Below are 17680 nucleotides of genomic sequence, written 5' to 3'. Positions count from 1 at the left end.
GTTAGCTACTCGAAGCGTCTCGGCGAAGTGTTTCAATTTCCTCGGCACTCAGTGATCGGGGAGGCAGGATCTGTGTCACCGCGATTCCGCCGGAGAAACACACGTCGATGTCGCGTCCCGAGACCCGATCACGTTCGCCATACACACCGCGATAAATGTAGCCGTCTTCGTGAGCTTCGTAGAGAGCCGGCAACGGGTGCGGGTCGAGTTCGCAGTATATCAGGGGAATTTGATCCGCCTCCGCCCACTGCGTCAGTGCTTCACGACCGACATCCGGAAAATTCACGTTCCAGAACGCGCCCGCATGCAGCGGTGTTTCGAGCAGTGTGAGCAGAATTCGCCGAGCAACCGGAATTAGGGCGTCCCAAGGGAAATCGCTGCGGGATTTGCGATACTGGGAAAATGCAATCCCCGGCTTTCCTAGCAGAGTTCCTTCCCGAACGGCCGCCACGGTGCCAGACATGTTGACGTCGGCTCCCAGGTTTCCCCCGTCGTTAATTCCGGAAAGGACCCAGTCCGTGTCTTTGGCAAGGTGAGTCAAACCGATTCGGGCACAGTCGGCGGGTGTGCTGGTCAGGGAGTAACGATTGTCCGCAACCGACTCAGCCAACAGCGGCGAACCGGTGTCGACTCGGTGACTGCAACCGGACAGGTGCTCGTGTGGTGCAACGGTGATGAAATCGCCCAGCGTCGAGACCACCTCTTGCAACGCGGCCAAACCGGGAGCGTGAATACCGTCATCGTTTGTCAGGAGGAAGTTCATGCCGACATTTCAGTGGTTTGACCGGCCGGCGTCAACTCTCGGTCGATTCGGTTGTGTCTGTTGTCTCTGTCACCTCGGCCGTCTCTGTTACCTCGGTCGTCTTGCTGAAGAGGTGGAGATCCATTCCAGATTTCTGCCAGGTGTCTTCGCGTGTCCACGGTTCGGGCATGGAAAAGACGGAATCCGCAGGCGTGCGAAACACCATGAGGACGTCATCAGCGGTCACGGTATCGCGTGCCAGACGACGCAGCGACTTGAACAGCGGCCGCCCCGGTTGCATTGTTTCCACCAATTTGTACGGCGGATCAAAGAAAACCAGTTCAAACGGCAGCATCTCGTCCACGTTTTTCGGTCGGAATGACGTGCGAAACACATCGGTCCGCCAGCACAGTGTTTCGTCTTGAACGCCGAGTTTCTCGACGTTTTCACGAAGCAACTCGTAGGCTTTCAAGTCCTGCTCGAAAAACACGACGCTCGATGCACCGCGGCTGAGCGCTTCCAATCCCAGCGTGCCGGTTCCGGAAAAGATGTCGGCTACGCAACGGTTCTCCACCACCTCGGGGCCGAGTCGCTCAAAGAGAATTTCCTTGATCCGGTCCGTGATCGGACGGGTGACCATGCCTGGGTTGGCTTGCAGTGTTCGACGACGGAAACGACCGGAAATAATTCGCACGAAGGATTAACCTGTTTGCCCATGTTCTTGACGCCATCTGCGAATGATATCCGCTGCCTGGGCAACAAGCGAGCCTTCTTGTTCCGTCTCGTGGGCGGGTACGGCTTCGGAATCCGAATCGGCGTTGGGGTCAATTCCGTTTTCACTGATGATTGTCGTGTCGCGGCCGTCACCTTCTTCGTCGGTCAACCAGCCAAGGATTTCATCTTCCCCCGACTTGGATTTGCGTTCCGGCCTCGCCGTCCGTCGTTGAGATGGCTCGGCGGCTGGTTTGCTGGTGACCGTTTCCTTCGACAACTCCTTGGCGACCAAAAAGGGAATCGTACCCACACGCAGCACATCTCCGACTTCCAGGAGCGTTGGCTCCGTGACGAGGACGTCGTTGGCGAACGTGCCGTTATGGCTACCAAGATCACGAACTAGCAGTCCTCGGGCTGTTGTTCGCACAACGCAGTGTCGCTTGCTGATATCAGGCGATCCCAGCCGAATCGAGCATCCCGCATCCCTTCCGACCACGCAGTCCTTGGGCGGAACCGGTAGGCGACGGCCTTTGTGTTTGCCGAATTGGATAATCAAGGTGGCCATGAATCGACTCCGTTGCACACTGATCGTGGAGACGTTCACATGGGAATATGTGAAGGGCTCAGTTATGATAGGAGGATGGCAGGCGAATCCTGGAGATCCGCACCTTTGTTTATAATGGGATCTACTGATATCGTGCAAGTGGAATTTGAATTCACTTGTCCTACAAGGCGTCGTTTTTACGCCGGGACGACAACGGATTCGCCACATTCCGGGCAAGCGATTTTCTCACGGCGTCTCGATGGGCACATGCGAAACCGACGTCCGCAGTAACAGCGAAACGAGACCCGCTCCGGGGAGTTTTTCGACAGGGAATTCAGCGATCGTGTATGCGACGGATCGAACAGCGAAGCCGTTTTTCGAATGAGTTTTCGGGGATCGATTGGTTTGATGAAGTAAGCAGAGACACCCACTTTGTCCGCGAGCACGCGGGCATCGGGAAGATCGACTTCCGTGACCACAACCACAGGGATATTTGGGTTGAAGCGTCGGAGTTGGTCACACAGGAGAAAACCGCCCGAACTGAGTTGCCCCGCGTCATCGTGGAGTAGCAGGTCCAAATAAACGATGTCTGGGCGTTGTTGCATCACAAGAGCCAACGCCTCGCGGGCACATTGGCATTCAGTGGCGTGCGCACCGCTTTCGTTCAAGCGTTCCGTGAGCGATTTGCACCAAACTCGATCCCGATCCACAATCAATGCGGATCGCTGCTTACCAAATTGGAGGATGTCCTTCATCAAAGTCTGTCCTTGACGATGATTGGAAAAAAAATCATGCGAACGCCAGTGGTCAATATGGAGTCGCCCGTGTTTTGAATGATATGGGCATTCTGAAACAGGGTGGTATGGGCCGGTCGTTGCGAGTCGCGTGGTGCAAACCCGGTCGCACGACTTAGGGACTGCTCGTGGGTGTTGGAGAGGATATCCGTATGGACAGGGAAAATCTAGGAAATAAATCGTAACCTTTCCCAAAAGTTGAACAAGACATGAGTCTTCAAGGAGACTTCGGCCGTGTTTACGGTGGTATTCGCGTAAAAAGTGTGGAAAAACACTGGCATTCATTGACAAGTCGCCAAATCTTCCGTTAACTACCAACACGCCATTCGGCGATCTTGTGAAGACCAACCTTTGATCAGCACCCAACACAACTGGAGTAGGATATGGCGAAAAAGAAAGCGCCGGCCCGTGAAAAAGCGTTAACCAAATCCGAAATCCTCAACGAATTGGCCGAACGCACAGAGCTGTCCCGCAAAGAAGTTGGCGGTGTCCTCGATTCACTGACCGAACTGATCAGCGAAGAACTCGGCAACAAAAAGGGCCCGCGAACGTTCAACCTTCCTGGCTTGTTGAAGATTTATGTCTTGCACCAGGACGCCAAGCCTGCCCGCAAAGTCCGCAACCCTGCGACCGGCGAAGAAATGATGTCCAAGCCAAAACCGGCTCAGGATGTTGTGAAAGTCCGAGCTTTGAAGGGGCTCAAAGAAATGGCATAGTCGCTTTGCGATGACGATTGCCAATTCGGAACCGGTGGGAACCCTCGTTTTCTTCAGAGAATTTCGAGATTTCCCCCTGGTCTTTTTGACTCAGTCCGTTGACTGATGTTGCATTGCTCCGTAGACTTGCGGTGTTGGATTTGGGCTGCGCTATTGGTTTGGCTCAATGTTTCTCCATACGTTTGGATTTCGCCAAGCGGTGATGGCAGCCCGGATGAACTGCGGAGTACCCTCACATGTTGGTCTTGTCACGGAAAAAAGACGAAAGCATCGTGATCAACGATAATGTCGTGATTACGGTGGTGGAAATTCGCGGAGATAAAGTTCGGCTGGGAATTCAAGCACCACGCGAAGTCCCAATCCACCGACAAGAAGTCTTTGAAATGATCCGTTTGGAACAGGCGGTTGAGTCCAAAGGATCGTGTCAAAGTTAGCGGTCATCAGGCGGCGGTTGACCTCGGAAATAAATTTTTCATTTCCATACCGTTCAACGCGGTGACTTGGCTTGACTCCTTCGGTGGAACTGCTAAATTACCTCCACGCAAACGCTGGCCCCATCGTCTAGTCAGGTCCAGGACACCGGATTTTCGATCCGGTAACCGGGGTTCAAATCCCCGTGGGGTCATTACTCACAAGTTGGCGTTTCTATCAACAACGCCGAGCAAATTTGAGTTCGAGTAGCTAAACAAGCTTCTCGAGCTTTTTTTGTGTCTTGTTTGCCACTCCTATCCACTTATCCACTCAAAGCAAGGAGGCTCGAATGGAAGCGGGCGAAGCATGGCGGAATCTGTTCGAGAATTGGCCGGAAAGTATTCCCCGCCAAGGCGTGGTGGTGACGACCTTCGGTGAGTCAATTAACTTCATCAACTTCTTAATCTCCGGCGGCCTGCTGCTCGTCGAACGTGACCGCCCCGATAGCGTGGGGGCTCGGAAAGTTGTCCTCAGCTATGAAAGCCTGAGTGCGGTGAAATTAGCCGATACGATGGAATTGGCTCGTTTCCAGGTCATGGGCTTTCAAGCTCCGTTCTAACACGCGGTCCGAACTTTGTGGTTGAGCCCCATTCGTCTTTCGTAGTAGCGACCGGTGAGTCGCTGCGCGGATATTGATGGGGTCTCGATCGCGGCGGTTGTCTTCCGCGACTGTTCCAGTCTGTTGCAAAAATTATTCACCTCGGTCATTCACCTAGTTCTTCCAATCGGTATCACCTCTCCGATTTAGCACTCGATTCGCAAGCATTTTCGTTACGACGATATCTGGTGTCGTTTGAGTACACGTGACATGTCGAATTTGCGGACATGTTGCAGAATATCGAGTCCCTTCAGCTGAAATCTCCCAGCTTTACTCAAGTTTCCTAGGCTCTGCGGTTTACCCTTGATTGCTGGTCGCGTTAACCCGACCGAGTTCGACTTTCTTGGCCGTTGGCCAGTCAATTCCTTTGCTACTCGCTCATGTTGTGAGGATAATCCCACTAGGCGGTGCATTCCGAATTGCCTGCTTTCCTGTCATGTCGGACGGGACGCGAGGACACTCGCATTGTGAAGAGGTAAATACCATGAGAATAATGAATATGACTTGCATCGTGGCGTTCGCTGCGATGTTACAGACTCCAACGCAAGTTTCCGCCCAATATTGTGGGGCGGCAAGCTACCGTTGCTGCCCTCCCGTAGCTTGCCAACCGGTTTCATGCTACACGGCATGCCGAGTCGAGCGGCGAACCTGCTACCGCACAGTGTACGAAACGTGCTATCAGCCCGAGCAATACACCGTCAATCGCACGGTCTACGAAACTCAGTACGACAATGTGCAGCAGACCTGCTATCGAAATGTCACCGAGACCGCCTATCGGCAAGAGAACTACACCGTTCGGCGACCGGTCTACGAGACCACTTGTCGGGAAGAGCAGTATCAGGTTCAGCGACCGGTTTGGGACGTGAGTTACCGCGAGGAATGCTACACCACCAGCCGTCCGGTTTACGAGACAATCGAACGGCAACGCTGCCGCACGGTGATGCGTCCGGTGACGGAAACCCTGGAACGGGAATGTCGACGCACGGTGATGAAGCCGGTGTGCGAAACCGTGATGCAGGAACGTTGCCACACGGTGATGCAGCCTGTGACAACTTATCGCACGGTTCGCGAGGATCGTGGTTGCTGGACGACGCAGCGTCGGTACATTCCAGGTCCCGTGTTGCCACGACTGACTTGCGATCCATGCCGAGGCCCACGGATTTGCATGGTGCAATGTCCCGGCGTGACAACCTGTCGACGCGTTTACGTGCCGAATGTCGTCTGTCGACAAGTCCCCTGCACGACATACAAACCGGTCGTGGTTCGGCGGCAGTGTCCAGTTCAGGTCACTCGGTATGTTCCGCAGGTCGTTGTCACCAAGGTGCCGTATCAAGTTTGTCGCATGGTGCCCGAGCAAGTGGTTGAAAAGATTCCGGTTCGTGTTTGCCGAATGGTGCAACAGCAACACACACGTCGCGTGCCAGTTCGGACTTGTCGAATGGTTTGCGAAACCCGGACCCGCAAAATTCCGGTCCGAACCTGCCGTTATGTTGAAGAAACTCGTTGCCGCAAAGTGCCATTCTGTGTGACGAAGAAAGTTCCTTACACTGTTACCCGTCGGGTTGCTCGATGTGTGCCGAAGCAAATCGCGACCACCTGCACGCGGATGGTTGCGAAATGTGTTCCACGGCAAGTGGCTTACGAAGTTTGCAACATGGTTCCCGTGACGGTTTGCCCTGGCGGTTGCTCGACACCTGGCTGTACGGATTGCAGTGCTGGCGGTTGTGATTCAGCAATCGATTCGCCAAGTAACGCAACCGATCCTGGTTACGCTCCGCGTGACGATCGGCCACGCACGTTCCAGCCTGAACCTGATCCCGGTTTGCAGTCACGACATTCGCGAGAACGTGCCGTTTGATCAGAATGCATTGAACCGGAAATTTCCGAAGCATCAATGACGCAACGAAAACAGCCCGCCGAAATTCGGCGGGCTGTTTGTTTTAACATTCGATCAATCGATTCAGCGGATTGGCTTGGGAACCGCCACCAATTGAGGGGTGGGGTCACAGAGCCAGCTTTTTTCTGGGATTTGTCCCTCTTGCAGAATCGCGGGGATCGTGACAGTTTCAGCGGTCAGGAACGGCCGCTTGGTGAGAGCGTGTTCCTTGTATTTGGCTTGGAAGAGTTTCTGATACTGAGCAATTTTCGGATCATTCGGACTGTCGAAAGAACCGACGGTCACGACGGAGCGAAACTTGTCGTGAAAGACCCAAGCTTCCATCGGTTGTCGTTTGGGCGGTTGGGATGGGTCGTCATCGACCACAAAATTCCCTTGGCGAATGGCGTTCGCGAGTTCCCACGCATCGACGGCAGCTTGGCCGAGTGCGTCACTCACTTGGAATTTCTTGGCCGCTTCCCGTAGTTTTGCCAGACCGGTTGCCCCGACGTGTGCCTTCGTGGCTTTTCCGTAGAATGAAGCCACTACGAGTGTGTAATTGCCGGAGTTGTTCAACAGCGACAGTTCGTCACCCGTGTTCAGCTTCAGCAACAACGGGTCGAAGGTGCGGTTCTTGACTTCCTCAGGATCGAGCATGGGGTTGAGCGTGAGGAACGCACCGGCGAGCACTTTTTTGTTCTTTCGCTTTTTCGCTGGTGTCAGACGAACGATTCCGCCGCTGGCCAACTTCTTGACTTGCACATTCTTGCCGTAAGCCTGCTGGCTTTGCATGTAGTCTTTGTCGAGATCAGTCAGGAACTTCGGCTCGAACTTACGTTCGATGTAGTCGAGGGTGGCATGAGCGATTTTTCCGCTGCGGCTTTCCTCGTCGATGCTCTTGTAGTTCCCGGCGAGCACACAGAATTGCTCTTGTTGTGACCGGTACGACATCGATCGTCGACGACCGAGACGGTCGATCGTGTCAATGTTTTCAAGGTCTTCATCTCGTGAGAATACGTACGCCGGAATTCCAATCTGCCGAAGTTCGTACACGAGTTCGTCAGCGGCTTGCTCGGGCGTGAGCCCTTCGGAGGTGCGGCGTTCTTTCGGTGGGGCTTTGAAGCTGGCGACCATAATCATGTATGGGCCATGTTGTTTCGTCAGCGGATACCGTTTTCCGCGAACCGGTTTGTCAATACCCCAGGCCGCCGGAACGCACATGCCGAGTAACATTAATCCCGTGAGGAACCACGTCGCTTTTCGCATTCTCACAACAGACTCCCTTCTGCTCGTTTCGTAATCACCAGCGATCACCAAAACGCGTCGTCAACCACTGATCAACGCGGGGGGTCGTCTGGCCGGATGGAGAAGCGCGGGGAATCTAGCAATTTTTGCAAAACCTGTCTAGAGGCCAATTTTCCTTAAAGTTTGACACGGACCATCGGGCAGACGAGCCCCGGCGTGGCTTCATCGGCCATCTACCCAGACTGGCGTTTTCGTGCACTCCTTCGCTGTTTCGCTATCTTGGTGCGATTTGGTAACTCTTTCGATGTAAAGGGTTTGTGGCGATTTTTGCCGCCACGTGCGTTTTGGTTCTCTGGCGGAGACTTCTTCAGAGAGGCCAGTTTTCTCCCAAGGATTCTTGCTGGAGCCGTGTGAGTTGGCGGATGCCGTCTTCGGCGACTGACAATTGTGCATCGAGCAATTTTCGGGAAAATGGTTCCCCTTCGGCGGTTCCTTGGACTTCGATGAAGTCGCCGCTGCCGGTCATGACTACGTTCATGTCCACGTCGGCTCGTACGTCTTCGGAGTAATCCAAGTCGCAGAGCACTTCGGACCCGAACACTCCGACGCTGACAGCTGCCACGCTGTTCGTCAGGACTGGTTTGTCGAGCAAACCTTGTTTCCGCAGCCCGGCGATGGCATCAGCCAGGGCAATGAATCCGCCGGTGATCGAAAGGGTTCGCGTGCCGCCATCGGCTTGGAGAACGTCGCAATCGACCGTGATTGTTCGCGGCCCAAGAGCTTCAAAGTCGACAACGGCTCGCAAGCTGCGACCGATCAGGCGTTGAATTTCCGTCGTTCGTCCATCGACTTTCGAACGGTCACGACGTTTGCGGGGTGAAGTACTGCCGGGAAGCATGTTGTACTCGGCAGTCAACCATCCGGTGGGGTTTTCGGGGTCCATCTTCCACGGCGGAACGGATTCATCCACGCTCGCCGTGCACAAAATCGTTGTTTGGCCGGCGGAGATCAGCACGCTGCCGGGAGCCGCCGAGGCAAAACCGCGTTCGATGCGAATGGGGCGAATCTTGTCGGCTGTTCGGTTGTCGCTACGCATAGGGTGTTCGTCTTTCTGTTGTTCCATGGTACTCGACCATGTCTTGTTTTGGTGCAGTGGCTGACGCTATGTGTTCGCTGAGAGAGCTTGTTGTAGGGCACTTTAAACGGGCGAGACACGTTCTAAGGTGATCGAGTCTCTTGGGAGATCCATTCGAGGAACTCCGCGTCACCGCCCTGAATTGGGATGGTCACGACGCAGGGGCAATCGTACGGATGGAGTTTCCGCACCTGTTCGGTGAGCGATGTCGTCAGGTCGGCGGTACTTTTCAGGATCAGAACGACTTCGGAGCTTTCCTCGATTTGGTCGTTCCAACGGTAAACCGAAGTCATGCCGTCGATCACATTCGCACAGGCCGCCAACCGATCTTCCACGATCGCCCGACCGATGCGGACCGCTGTTTCGTGATCGGGAGCCGTCACATAGGCGAAAATTGGGGATCGCTGCATGAATTTGTTCCCTGAGAATTCTTGGAGGGAGTGTCTCGTCGCTGTCTTGCTGTTGCGACGGCACTCACGACCTCCGTTTTAGCGCTTCGCTCCGCACCTGCCAAGCAACCGCTCAAGATTCCTGGCCCAGTTGTGGCCGATTTGTCCTCAGTTGGCCGGCTGGAAAGTCACACACGCTGGGGAGTTTGGTTGTTTTTTCGCTTTTATCACACATTGACCAGTTTGCCGCATCACGCATAAACTTTCAGAAGCCCCGTTGGAAACGGATGGAAAGAGTTGTCAAGATTCCTGCGGTGACAACGAATAGTCATTTCAGTTAAGCTACGGGAAGATTGCGGGTTGCGAGGCCGGTTTTTATGCCAAACCCGCACGGATTGCTTCGATCAGGGATTCGATTTTTCAGGCAAAGTCTAGGCCATGTCATTTTTTGATACCGTCAGCGACGTATTTACCGCCGGAACCGCCAAAGTTGAACGGGCCATCACTCGGATGTTCGGATCGTCGAACGAACGCCGGGTAGCAGAGATCGGCTACAAACGCGACAAAGACGGCAACGTGGAAATTGTTCCCGGTTCGATTCTCGATCGGGTCAACAAGTTTGAGCCGGAAGTGCAAAAGCTGACCGACGAAGAACTTCGGCAATCCGCCGAGAAGTTCCGTGCTCGCTTGGCTCAAGGTGAAACGCTCGACGACATTCTGCCCGAGGTCTTCGCAGCGGTTCGCGAAGCGGGAATCCGATTTCTGAAGATGCGGCACTACGATGTGCAGGTTGTCGGGGGTGTGATTCTTCACCGAGGCATGATCGCTGAAATGGTCACCGGGGAAGGGAAAACCCTCGTGGCGACATTGCCGACGTGTCTGAATGCTCTCGCCGGTCACGTGCACGTGATTACCGTCAACGATTATCTCGCCCGCCGCGACATGGAATGGATGTCGCCGCTCTACAATGGCTTAGGGCTCACCGTCGGTGCGATTCAATCGAACATGAACTCCGCTGACCGTCAGAAAGCTTACGCTTGCGACATCACCTACGGGACAAACAACGAGTTCGGTTTCGACTATCTCCGCGATAACATGAAACCGACGAAATCGTTGCAAGCTCAGGGACCGCTTGATTTTGCGGTCATCGACGAAATCGACAACATCCTTATCGACGAAGCCCGGACCCCGTTGATTATCTCCGGTCCGGCTCATGATGACATTACAAAGTACTCGAAAGCCGATCGCCTCGCGCGGGAACTCAAACGCGATGTGCATTTCGAAGTCAAAGAGAAAGAGCACAGCTGCCACCTGACCGAAGACGGTGTGCACCACGCCGAGCAACTCGCCGCCAAACATGGCTACATCAAGGAAGGCGACAGTTTCTACTCCGCCGGAAACATGGAGTGGCCGCACCTGATCGACAACTCGCTCAAGGCTCACCATCTTTATAAAAAAGATGTGAACTACATGGTGCGAGGGCAGGAAATCATCATCGTCGACGAGCACACCGGTCGGGCGATGGAAGGTCGGCAGTGGAGCGATGGTCTGCACCAAGCTGTTGAAGCGAAGGAAGGCGTGAAGATCAAAAGCGAGAACCAAACGCTCGCCACAATCACGCTGCAAAACTTCTTCAAGCTCTACAAGAAGCTCGGCGGGATGACCGGGACCGCGATGACCGAAGCCGCGGAGTTCTGGAAGGTCTACAAACTCGACGTTGTCAGCATTCCCACCAACCGACCGCTGCAACGGATCGAAAATCCTGATGTCATCTTCTGCACCGAAGATGAAAAATGGGACGCCGTGATCGACGAGATCAAAGAAGTTCACAAGACCGGCCGTCCGATTTTGGTCGGTACGGTGTCCATCGAGAATTCCGAGTTGCTGTCACGGAAACTCGATCGAGCGGGCATCAAACACAACGTGCTGAACGCTAAGCACGTCGAGCGGGAAGCCGAAATTGTCGCCCAAGGTGGACGGTATGGAGCCGTCACCATCGCCACGAACATGGCGGGTCGGGGGACCGACATTATCCTTGGCGGTAACCCGGAACACATGGCGTGGGACGAACTCAAGCAGGCGTATGAATCACGGATCGATGTGCCAAAATCAGTCTGGGAAGAAACCAGCAAACGCATCGCTAAAGAAGAGGGCATGGAAGCGGAAGGCGTGAAGGTGGCCGAGGTCGGTGGTCTCCACGTCATCGGCACCGAACGCCACGAATCTCGCCGGATTGACCTTCAGCTTCGTGGGCGATCTGGTCGGCAAGGCGATCCCGGTAGTAGCCGGTTCTATCTGTCGCTCGAAGATGACCTGATGCGAATTTTCGCGGGCGATTGGGTCAAAAACGTTCTGCAACGACTCGGAATGGAAAAAGGCGAGTCGATCGAAAACCGCTTCGTCAACAAACGGATCGAAGGGGCTCAAAAGAAGGTCGAAGAACGCAACTTCGACATCCGGAAGAACCTGCTCGAATACGACGAAGTCATGGATGACCAGCGGAAGCGGGTCTACTCCTATCGGCAACGGATTCTCGACGGCGAAAACTGTCGGGGTCTGATTCTCGAGATGGTCGATCGACAAGTCGAGAAGTGGGTGCCGGAGTTTCTGGACGATATGTACCGTTGGGAATCCATCGCCAGTTGGGTTGGGCAGGCCTTCGGGATTCTCGTCGAGCCGAACGAAGTCCGTGGGATGGACCGCGAGCAACTGGATGACTTCCTCCGTGACCAAGCGCAACGGCAAAGTGAGGAACTCCTCCAAGACCAAATCGACGAAAACCTCCCCGGTGGCGAGGAGAACGAACGCGAGTGGAATTGGTTGGCACTCTCCAAATGGGCCAATCGGCATTGGGGGCTCAACACCAATGACCGTGAGCTCAAGAAGATCGGACGCGACGACGTCTTCCGGTATCTGATGGATCGGGCGAACGAAGCCATCGCCAAACTCGATTTCAGTTTGGCCGACGAGTTTCTCGCCGAGGATTATCCCCGAAAAGCGTTGTGCGGTTGGCTGAACCAACAGTTCACCGTGACCATCGAGCCGAGCGAATTCGAGAACCTCGAGGTCGACGAAGCCTGCACACTGGTGGATGAAAAGATCCGCGAACTCTACCGCGAGAAGGAAATCACCTTCCCGGTTGCCGTCGGGATGACCAACTTCCTGTCGGATAATCCGCAGCAAACCGGCGGCGAAAAGGTGGCACGTGAACGTCTTGTGCAATGGGCCTCGGATCGGTTTGAAACCGAAATTGATCCCGAAACGCTCCAGGGCAAATCGCGTACGGACATCGAAACCCTGTTGGCCGAACGTAGCCGCAGTTATATGATCGATCCGGGAGTCCGTGACGAACTCGAAGCGTTGCTGGACGAGGCGTACGGATTCGGTGGCAAGGAAGAACGCAATGGCCATCCGGTCGACAAGAATGCATTGCTCAAACTGTGCAGCTTCGCGGACAAACAACTCGATGTAAAAATCGAACGGTCTGAGTTGGAATCCCTGAGCAAAGAAGATGCTCGGATTCGCCTCGCAGAGCAGATCGAAAGTCGTTACCGGCCGGAAATTGCTCAGGCGGAACGCTCTTTGTTGTTAGAGGTTTTGGACCAGTCTTGGAAAGATCACCTCTACTACATGGATCATTTGCGATCCACGATCGGGCTGGAAAGTTACGCTCAGAAAGACCCGAAAGTCGAGTACAAACGACAAGGCCGCACGGCGTTCGCGGGCGTGTGGGACCGAATTGGTCAGCAAGTCACGCAGGCGATCTTCCGGCTTGAGAAACAAAGTCCGGAATTCGTCGGTTCCTTGTGGACGATCACCGCCGCGACACACGCCGCCGCTCCGCAACCTCAGCAACAAAGCGGACAGCAACCAACCGAAGAAGGCCCCCTGCCCGGTCAGGAAGATCAAGTGGTCGACCCGATCGTCAATCGCGGCGAAAAAGTTGGTCGCAACGATCCCTGCCCTTGTGGGAGCGGCAAGAAGTACAAGAAATGCTGTGGAGGTGCGTAACGGCACATCGAGCCCGCCGTTCAACAATGGTTCTGGGTGACTGATTCGGTCGAATTCGAGGTACACGATGGACCCAGTCTTCATTGCTATTTTGGTGGGTGTTCTGTTTCTCTTTGCGTCCTTTTTTGTCTTTGTTCTAGGATTGTTTCGGCCTTGGCTGCAGGCATTTCTGGCGGGAGTGCCCATTTCGCTGCCGCAAATTCTCCTCATGCGTTTGCGTCGCGTGAACCCAAACCACGTGATTGACTCCGCGGTCCTAGCCGCCCACAGTGGAGTACGAATACGCATTGCGGATCTCGAACGTGCGTACCTTCGCGGAGCGAACATCGAATTAGTGACGCGAGCCTACATCGAACTGCACAAGCGAGGCGAAGACGACCTATCGTTCGATGATCTCGTGGAAGCCGAGGTGGGTCACCGGCTCGACGACCTGTTGCAAACTCGTTGAACCGAACATTTTTGGGGAAGGATTCCCGATGGGCTGGTTGCTCAACGGCGTGTATTTGATGCTCGCGGTTTGCATTTCTCCAGTGATTCTCTGGAAGCGGTTTCGCACCGGCAAATACCGGGATGGTTGGGGGCAGAAACTGCTCGGTAAGTTGCCGGAGCGAGAAACGAATGGGCCGTGCGTCTGGTTTCATGCAGTGAGTGTGGGCGAAGTTCTCCAACTGCGGACCGTCTTGCGTGAGCTTCTCAATCAACGACCGGACTTGGAAATCGTGGTTTCGACGACAACTTCCACCGGACACGCCGTCGCGAAGGAGCAGTTCCCCGACCACACCGTTTGTTACTTTCCACTGGATTTCACCTGGGCCGTGAAACACGCGTTTCGACGCATCCGACCGACAGCCATCGTGCTTGTCGAGTTGGAATTGTGGCCGAACTTTATTCGGATCGCATCGAAAATGAACATCCCGTTGGCACTCATCAACGGACGCATTAGCGAACGGAGTTTTCGCGGCTATTCTCGCATTCGTCCCTTGATGCGAAACTTGTTAAGACGGTTTGATTTGCTCGCCGCTCAGGACCCCACATACGCCGAACGATTGATCGAATTGGGAGCGCCCCGCGAAGTCGTCCACGTGACCGGGTCGGTGAAATTCGATGGTATCAACACCCAGCGAGACAACTCCGCGACGCAATCCATTCAGGAATCATTGGGACTGAAAACCGACGAGACGGTTTTGCTCGCCGGCAGCACACAATCACCGGAAGAGGAAGTTGCCATCCGAATTTGGTTGGCGTTGCGTGATGAATTTCCCAAGCTGCGGTTGGTGTTGGTTCCTCGGCATCAGGAGCGTTTTGAAGAGGTCGCGGAACTGGTCGGGCGGTTCAACTTGCCGCTCGTGCGTCGGAGTGTCGTTCGCGACTCATCCCATTCAGCACCACCGCAGGCCGATGCGACACCTGTTGTGTTGGTCGACACTCTTGGCGAGTTGGCCGCGTGTTGGGGGTTTGCCGATATGGCGTTTGTGGGGGGAAGTCTGTCGGTCGGTCGCGGCGGACAGAACATGATTGAACCGGCCGCATACGGAGTGGCCGTCGTCGTCGGACCGGACACGAAGAACTTTCGCAGTGTCGTCGAGATGTTGCAGACCGGAAACGCGATCCGTGTCGCGGCGGATGCCGAAGAACTTCAAACGACATTTCTCGATTGGTTGCGGAATCCGGAAGACGCCCGTGAAATCGGGCAGCGTGCTCAAGCGTTGGTCCTCACGCAACAAGGTGCGACCAGTCGGACGTGCGAACTCCTTCTTCCGCTCCTCGATGGCACAGCCAAGCCGTGAACGAAAAAATCCGCGACGGACAAAACGTCCATCGCGGATTTCGCTCACTCTCAAGAACGAGGCTGATTACCAAGGCAGGTTGGTGTCGCGGTTGTAGATCGGGTGGCCTGGAAAGTACCACGGTGCCCGATAGGTGTAGTACGGGAAGCGGTAGTGACCACCTTCGGCATTCCGGTAGTGGCCGGGACCGAAGTGATATTCGTACGAGCTGTGATTTAGGCCCCACGGCACACCTTGTCGGTCGTGCACTTTGTAGAGTGGACCGCGACGACCATCGACGGTGTAGTAATACGGCGATCCCGTGACGCCACGTGGACCTCCCGGTTGATGATATTCGCCTTCTGTCGGAACAGCGGGCACGAGAACCGGTTGGTAGCTACCGTTGGTCAGAATCGATCCGTACCGTTTTCGCGTGATCGGCGGTGCGTCGGTGTTCTCTGGGATTCCGTCGCCATCGTTGTTGTCGGTCAGCGGAACGGGCGGCAAGTCCGTCTCGACCAACGGGTTCGTCGGAAACCGCAAGGTTGGAAGGTCTTCGTCCTGTGCCGACAGTGTTCCACAGCAGGCTGCTGCGAGAAATCCACCGGCGAGTATGTGTGTCAGTTTACGCATAGAAAGCCCTGTCGACTCCGAAGGATTCGTGGTGACTCATGGGGTGTTCATCAGACAGGGGAACCGATCGCAACGATGGTATCCCGTAGGGAAACTGTACAACTCAACCGTGGTAACTTGAGGAAAAACAGTCGTTTCCAAGGTGGTTTTCGGAATTTCTGCGGCGGAAGTTCCGACGGTGACGGTCGCCGCGTCCGAAATTTTTCTAACGGAAACCGGAGTTTGTTGCCGGAAGAAACCGATAACACTGATGGAGGCGAAATTCCGTGTTCACCATCGGACTGTGTCCCGTGGTCCTCGCCTCCACTATTTGCCAGACTGTGGTTGTTCGGTTGGGAGTCGTAACATGATCAGCAGTGTCGTCGTCGCCGCTTCGTTGGCGTTCTCAGCCGGTCCGATCTACGAAACGCCCGGATATGGTCCGGTTTCCAATGGCCGTGTCAGTGAGTTCGGCTATTTCGATGGTGCCGGGTTTGGCGGTCAGTTGTATCCATTCGACAGCCAAGAGCCGTGGTTGCACGGTTACTTTCAGGAAATTCCTGCGTACGGTGGCTACACAGCTTTTCGTCCGTACAACTACAAGCATGTGTTGTCGCAATCTCAGACGGCAGCCGGTTGGGGAATGCAACCGCAGATGCCCTACTCCCAGCAGTTTTGGCATCGTTACCATGCACCTGCCACAATGAGCCCGGCGACCAATGCAGAGATGGGATCGTACGCACCGACCCCGCAACAGTCGTATGCTCCGGTCGGATACCAAGTGCCCGCACCGGGTCCGTATCGACCGTAGGTGACATCGGTTGAACCCGAGATGAAATCGCATTCACACCGAATCAATCGTGCGTTGCATGATGTTCGGTGTGTTTTCGTTTGTGGTCACGCAGTTGTTCGATGACGGTTGCGATATGCTCGGCTGCAGTGTCGATCTCTGCGATGGTGTTGAACCGACCAATACCGATCCGCAGACTCGCGCGGCTTAGTTGATCGTTGCGTCCGATTGCTCGCAGCACATGGCTCGGTTCCGGATCGCGAGTGGTGCAAGCCGATCCCGAACTGACCGCCACATCGGTGAGTCCCGCCAGTAACGCGGTGCCATCCACTCCCAGCACACTCAAGTTCAAGTTGCCCGCCAGACGCTCCGTGGGATGACCATTCAAGATCAACGAGTCGCAACGCGTTTGCAAACGAGTCCAAAGTTGGTCGCGAAGTTCTCGAATTCGGACCTCTTCGGACGGAAGTTCCTCGCCGGCAATTCGTAGGGCTTCGCCGAACCCAATCACCAAGGGAACCGGCACCGTGCCGCTGCGGATTCCCCCCTCCTGGCCACCGCCATCGAGCAACGGAGTGAGTCGAATTCGCCGTCGTCCCCGCCGAACGATCAACGCACCGATGCCGGGCGGACCGTAGATTTTGTGAGCGGAACAACTCATGAGATCGATCGGCAGCGATCTTAGGTCGATAGGAATTTTTCCGACCGCTTGCACCGCATCGGTGTGAAACCACACGCCGCGTTCGCGACATAGTCGCCCGATGGTGGCGACATCGTTCCAAGTTCCGATCTCATTATTTGCCCAGATGGTCGAAACCAACTTCGTGGTTGGTCGGATGGCATCGGCGACTTGCTGCGGATCGACACGCCCGTGTTCATTCACCGGAAGAATCGTTACCTCAACGCCATTCCGTCGGAGGCGTTTGGCGGGATCGAGAATCGCCCGATGCTCGGCGGCGGAGACGATCAAATGCCCTGTTGGCCCTTGAGAGCGTCCCGCAAAGATCCCTTTCAAAGCCAGGTTGTTCGCTTCCGTGGCACCACTGGTGAAGTAGATTTCGTTGGACGGAACCTGCAAACAGTCCGCAATTTGACCACGGGCTTTTTCCACGGCATCTGCCGCGATTTGCCCGAAGCGATGTTGCCCACTGCCCGCGTTGCCGAAACATTCGGTCCAGAACGGCGACATCGCCGCCACAACCCGCGGATCGGTGCGAGTCGTGGCGTGGTTATCCAGATAGATCGGCAAGTTGGTCATGATCCGGCGGCACCGCCAA

At 55.1% G+C, this 17680-nt stretch carries 17 protein-coding genes and 1 tRNA gene; 9 read left to right on the top strand and 9 right to left on the bottom strand.

Annotated elements, in window-relative coordinates:
• Position 1 precedes the first annotated feature (1 nt).
• The 4 genes from surE to G6R38_RS19395 all read right to left on the bottom strand — a co-directional run bounded on the left by surE (position 2) and on the right by G6R38_RS19395 (position 2755).
• A complete protein-coding gene (gene surE, locus G6R38_RS19410; protein ID WP_166830123.1) occupies positions 2-763 on the bottom strand; it encodes a 5'/3'-nucleotidase SurE in 762 nt (253 codons plus the stop codon).
• A 31-nt stretch (positions 764-794) separates the two neighbouring features.
• Positions 795-1436 carry an RsmD family RNA methyltransferase gene (locus G6R38_RS19405; protein ID WP_166830122.1) on the bottom strand — a complete coding sequence of 214 codons (642 nt, stop codon included), beginning with the start codon at positions 1434-1436 and terminating at the stop codon, positions 795-797.
• A 6-nt stretch (positions 1437-1442) separates the two neighbouring features.
• Complete coding sequence (locus tag G6R38_RS19400; RefSeq protein WP_166830120.1) at positions 1443-2021, bottom strand: FHA domain-containing protein; 579 nt, start codon at positions 2019-2021, stop codon at positions 1443-1445.
• A 176-nt stretch (positions 2022-2197) separates the two neighbouring features.
• The gene (locus G6R38_RS19395; protein ID WP_166830118.1) at positions 2198-2755 is read right to left on the bottom strand and encodes a response regulator; all 558 of its coding nucleotides are present in this window, start codon (positions 2753-2755) and stop codon (positions 2198-2200) included.
• Positions 2756-3177: 422 nt separating this feature from the next.
• On the opposite strand from G6R38_RS19395, the gene G6R38_RS19390 reads away from it, so the two are divergent.
• The 5 genes from G6R38_RS19390 to G6R38_RS19370 all read left to right on the top strand — a co-directional run bounded on the left by G6R38_RS19390 (position 3178) and on the right by G6R38_RS19370 (position 6437).
• The gene (locus tag G6R38_RS19390) at positions 3178-3510 is read left to right on the top strand and encodes an HU family DNA-binding protein (protein WP_166830115.1); all 333 of its coding nucleotides are present in this window, start codon (positions 3178-3180) and stop codon (positions 3508-3510) included.
• Between the two features lie 236 nt (positions 3511-3746).
• Complete coding sequence (gene csrA, locus G6R38_RS19385) at positions 3747-3944, top strand: carbon storage regulator CsrA (RefSeq protein ID WP_166830113.1); 198 nt, start codon at positions 3747-3749, stop codon at positions 3942-3944.
• Positions 3945-4060: 116 nt separating this feature from the next.
• Positions 4061-4135: transfer RNA gene (locus G6R38_RS19380), tRNA-Glu, on the top strand.
• A gap of 135 nt (positions 4136-4270) precedes the next feature.
• The gene (locus G6R38_RS19375; RefSeq protein WP_166830110.1) at positions 4271-4540 is read left to right on the top strand and encodes a hypothetical protein; all 270 of its coding nucleotides are present in this window, start codon (positions 4271-4273) and stop codon (positions 4538-4540) included.
• Between the two features lie 523 nt (positions 4541-5063).
• Positions 5064-6437, top strand: coding sequence for a hypothetical protein (locus tag G6R38_RS19370; RefSeq protein WP_240928290.1), 1374 nt, complete (start codon positions 5064-5066; stop codon positions 6435-6437).
• A gap of 102 nt (positions 6438-6539) precedes the next feature.
• On the opposite strand, the gene G6R38_RS19365 is transcribed toward G6R38_RS19370, so the two are convergent.
• From G6R38_RS19365 to cutA, 3 genes are all read right to left on the bottom strand, one after another.
• Positions 6540-7727: a hypothetical protein gene (locus G6R38_RS19365; RefSeq protein ID WP_166830108.1), complete on the bottom strand. Its 1188-nt coding sequence runs from the start codon at positions 7725-7727 to the stop codon at positions 6540-6542.
• Positions 7728-8067: 340 nt separating this feature from the next.
• Positions 8068-8796, bottom strand: a complete 729-nt coding sequence (gene rph, locus G6R38_RS19360; RefSeq protein WP_166830106.1) for a ribonuclease PH — start codon at positions 8794-8796, stop codon at positions 8068-8070.
• A 122-nt stretch (positions 8797-8918) separates the two neighbouring features.
• Entirely contained in the window at positions 8919-9245 is a 327-nt protein-coding gene (gene cutA / locus G6R38_RS19355) for a divalent-cation tolerance protein CutA (protein ID WP_166830104.1), read from the bottom strand.
• Positions 9246-9662: 417 nt separating this feature from the next.
• Here cutA and secA point away from each other — a divergent pair, with 417 nt between their 5' ends.
• From secA to G6R38_RS19340, 3 genes are all read left to right on the top strand, one after another.
• Positions 9663-13235, top strand: coding sequence for a preprotein translocase subunit SecA (gene secA / locus G6R38_RS19350; protein ID WP_166830102.1), 3573 nt, complete (start codon positions 9663-9665; stop codon positions 13233-13235).
• A 67-nt stretch (positions 13236-13302) separates the two neighbouring features.
• Complete coding sequence (locus G6R38_RS19345; protein WP_166830100.1) at positions 13303-13683, top strand: flotillin-like FloA family protein; 381 nt, start codon at positions 13303-13305, stop codon at positions 13681-13683.
• A 28-nt stretch (positions 13684-13711) separates the two neighbouring features.
• Positions 13712-15022, top strand: coding sequence for a 3-deoxy-D-manno-octulosonic acid transferase (locus G6R38_RS19340; RefSeq protein WP_166830098.1), 1311 nt, complete (start codon positions 13712-13714; stop codon positions 15020-15022).
• A gap of 66 nt (positions 15023-15088) precedes the next feature.
• Here G6R38_RS19340 and G6R38_RS19335 read toward each other — a convergent pair whose 3' ends face one another.
• The gene (locus G6R38_RS19335; RefSeq protein ID WP_166830096.1) at positions 15089-15634 is read right to left on the bottom strand and encodes a hypothetical protein; all 546 of its coding nucleotides are present in this window, start codon (positions 15632-15634) and stop codon (positions 15089-15091) included.
• Positions 15635-15980: 346 nt separating this feature from the next.
• On the opposite strand from G6R38_RS19335, the gene G6R38_RS19330 reads away from it, so the two are divergent.
• Entirely contained in the window at positions 15981-16424 is a 444-nt protein-coding gene (locus G6R38_RS19330; RefSeq protein ID WP_166830094.1) for a hypothetical protein, read from the top strand.
• A 43-nt stretch (positions 16425-16467) separates the two neighbouring features.
• Here G6R38_RS19330 and G6R38_RS19325 read toward each other — a convergent pair whose 3' ends face one another.
• Entirely contained in the window at positions 16468-17661 is a 1194-nt protein-coding gene (locus G6R38_RS19325; RefSeq protein ID WP_166830092.1) for a cysteine desulfurase family protein, read from the bottom strand.
• Positions 17662-17680: the final 19 nt, after the last annotated feature.

This window comes from Thalassoroseus pseudoceratinae, from assembly GCF_011634775.1.
In the GTDB taxonomy this organism is placed as follows: domain Bacteria; phylum Planctomycetota; class Planctomycetia; order Planctomycetales; family Planctomycetaceae; genus Thalassoroseus; species Thalassoroseus pseudoceratinae.
This window is presented reverse-complemented; position numbering and strand designations above follow the sequence as displayed.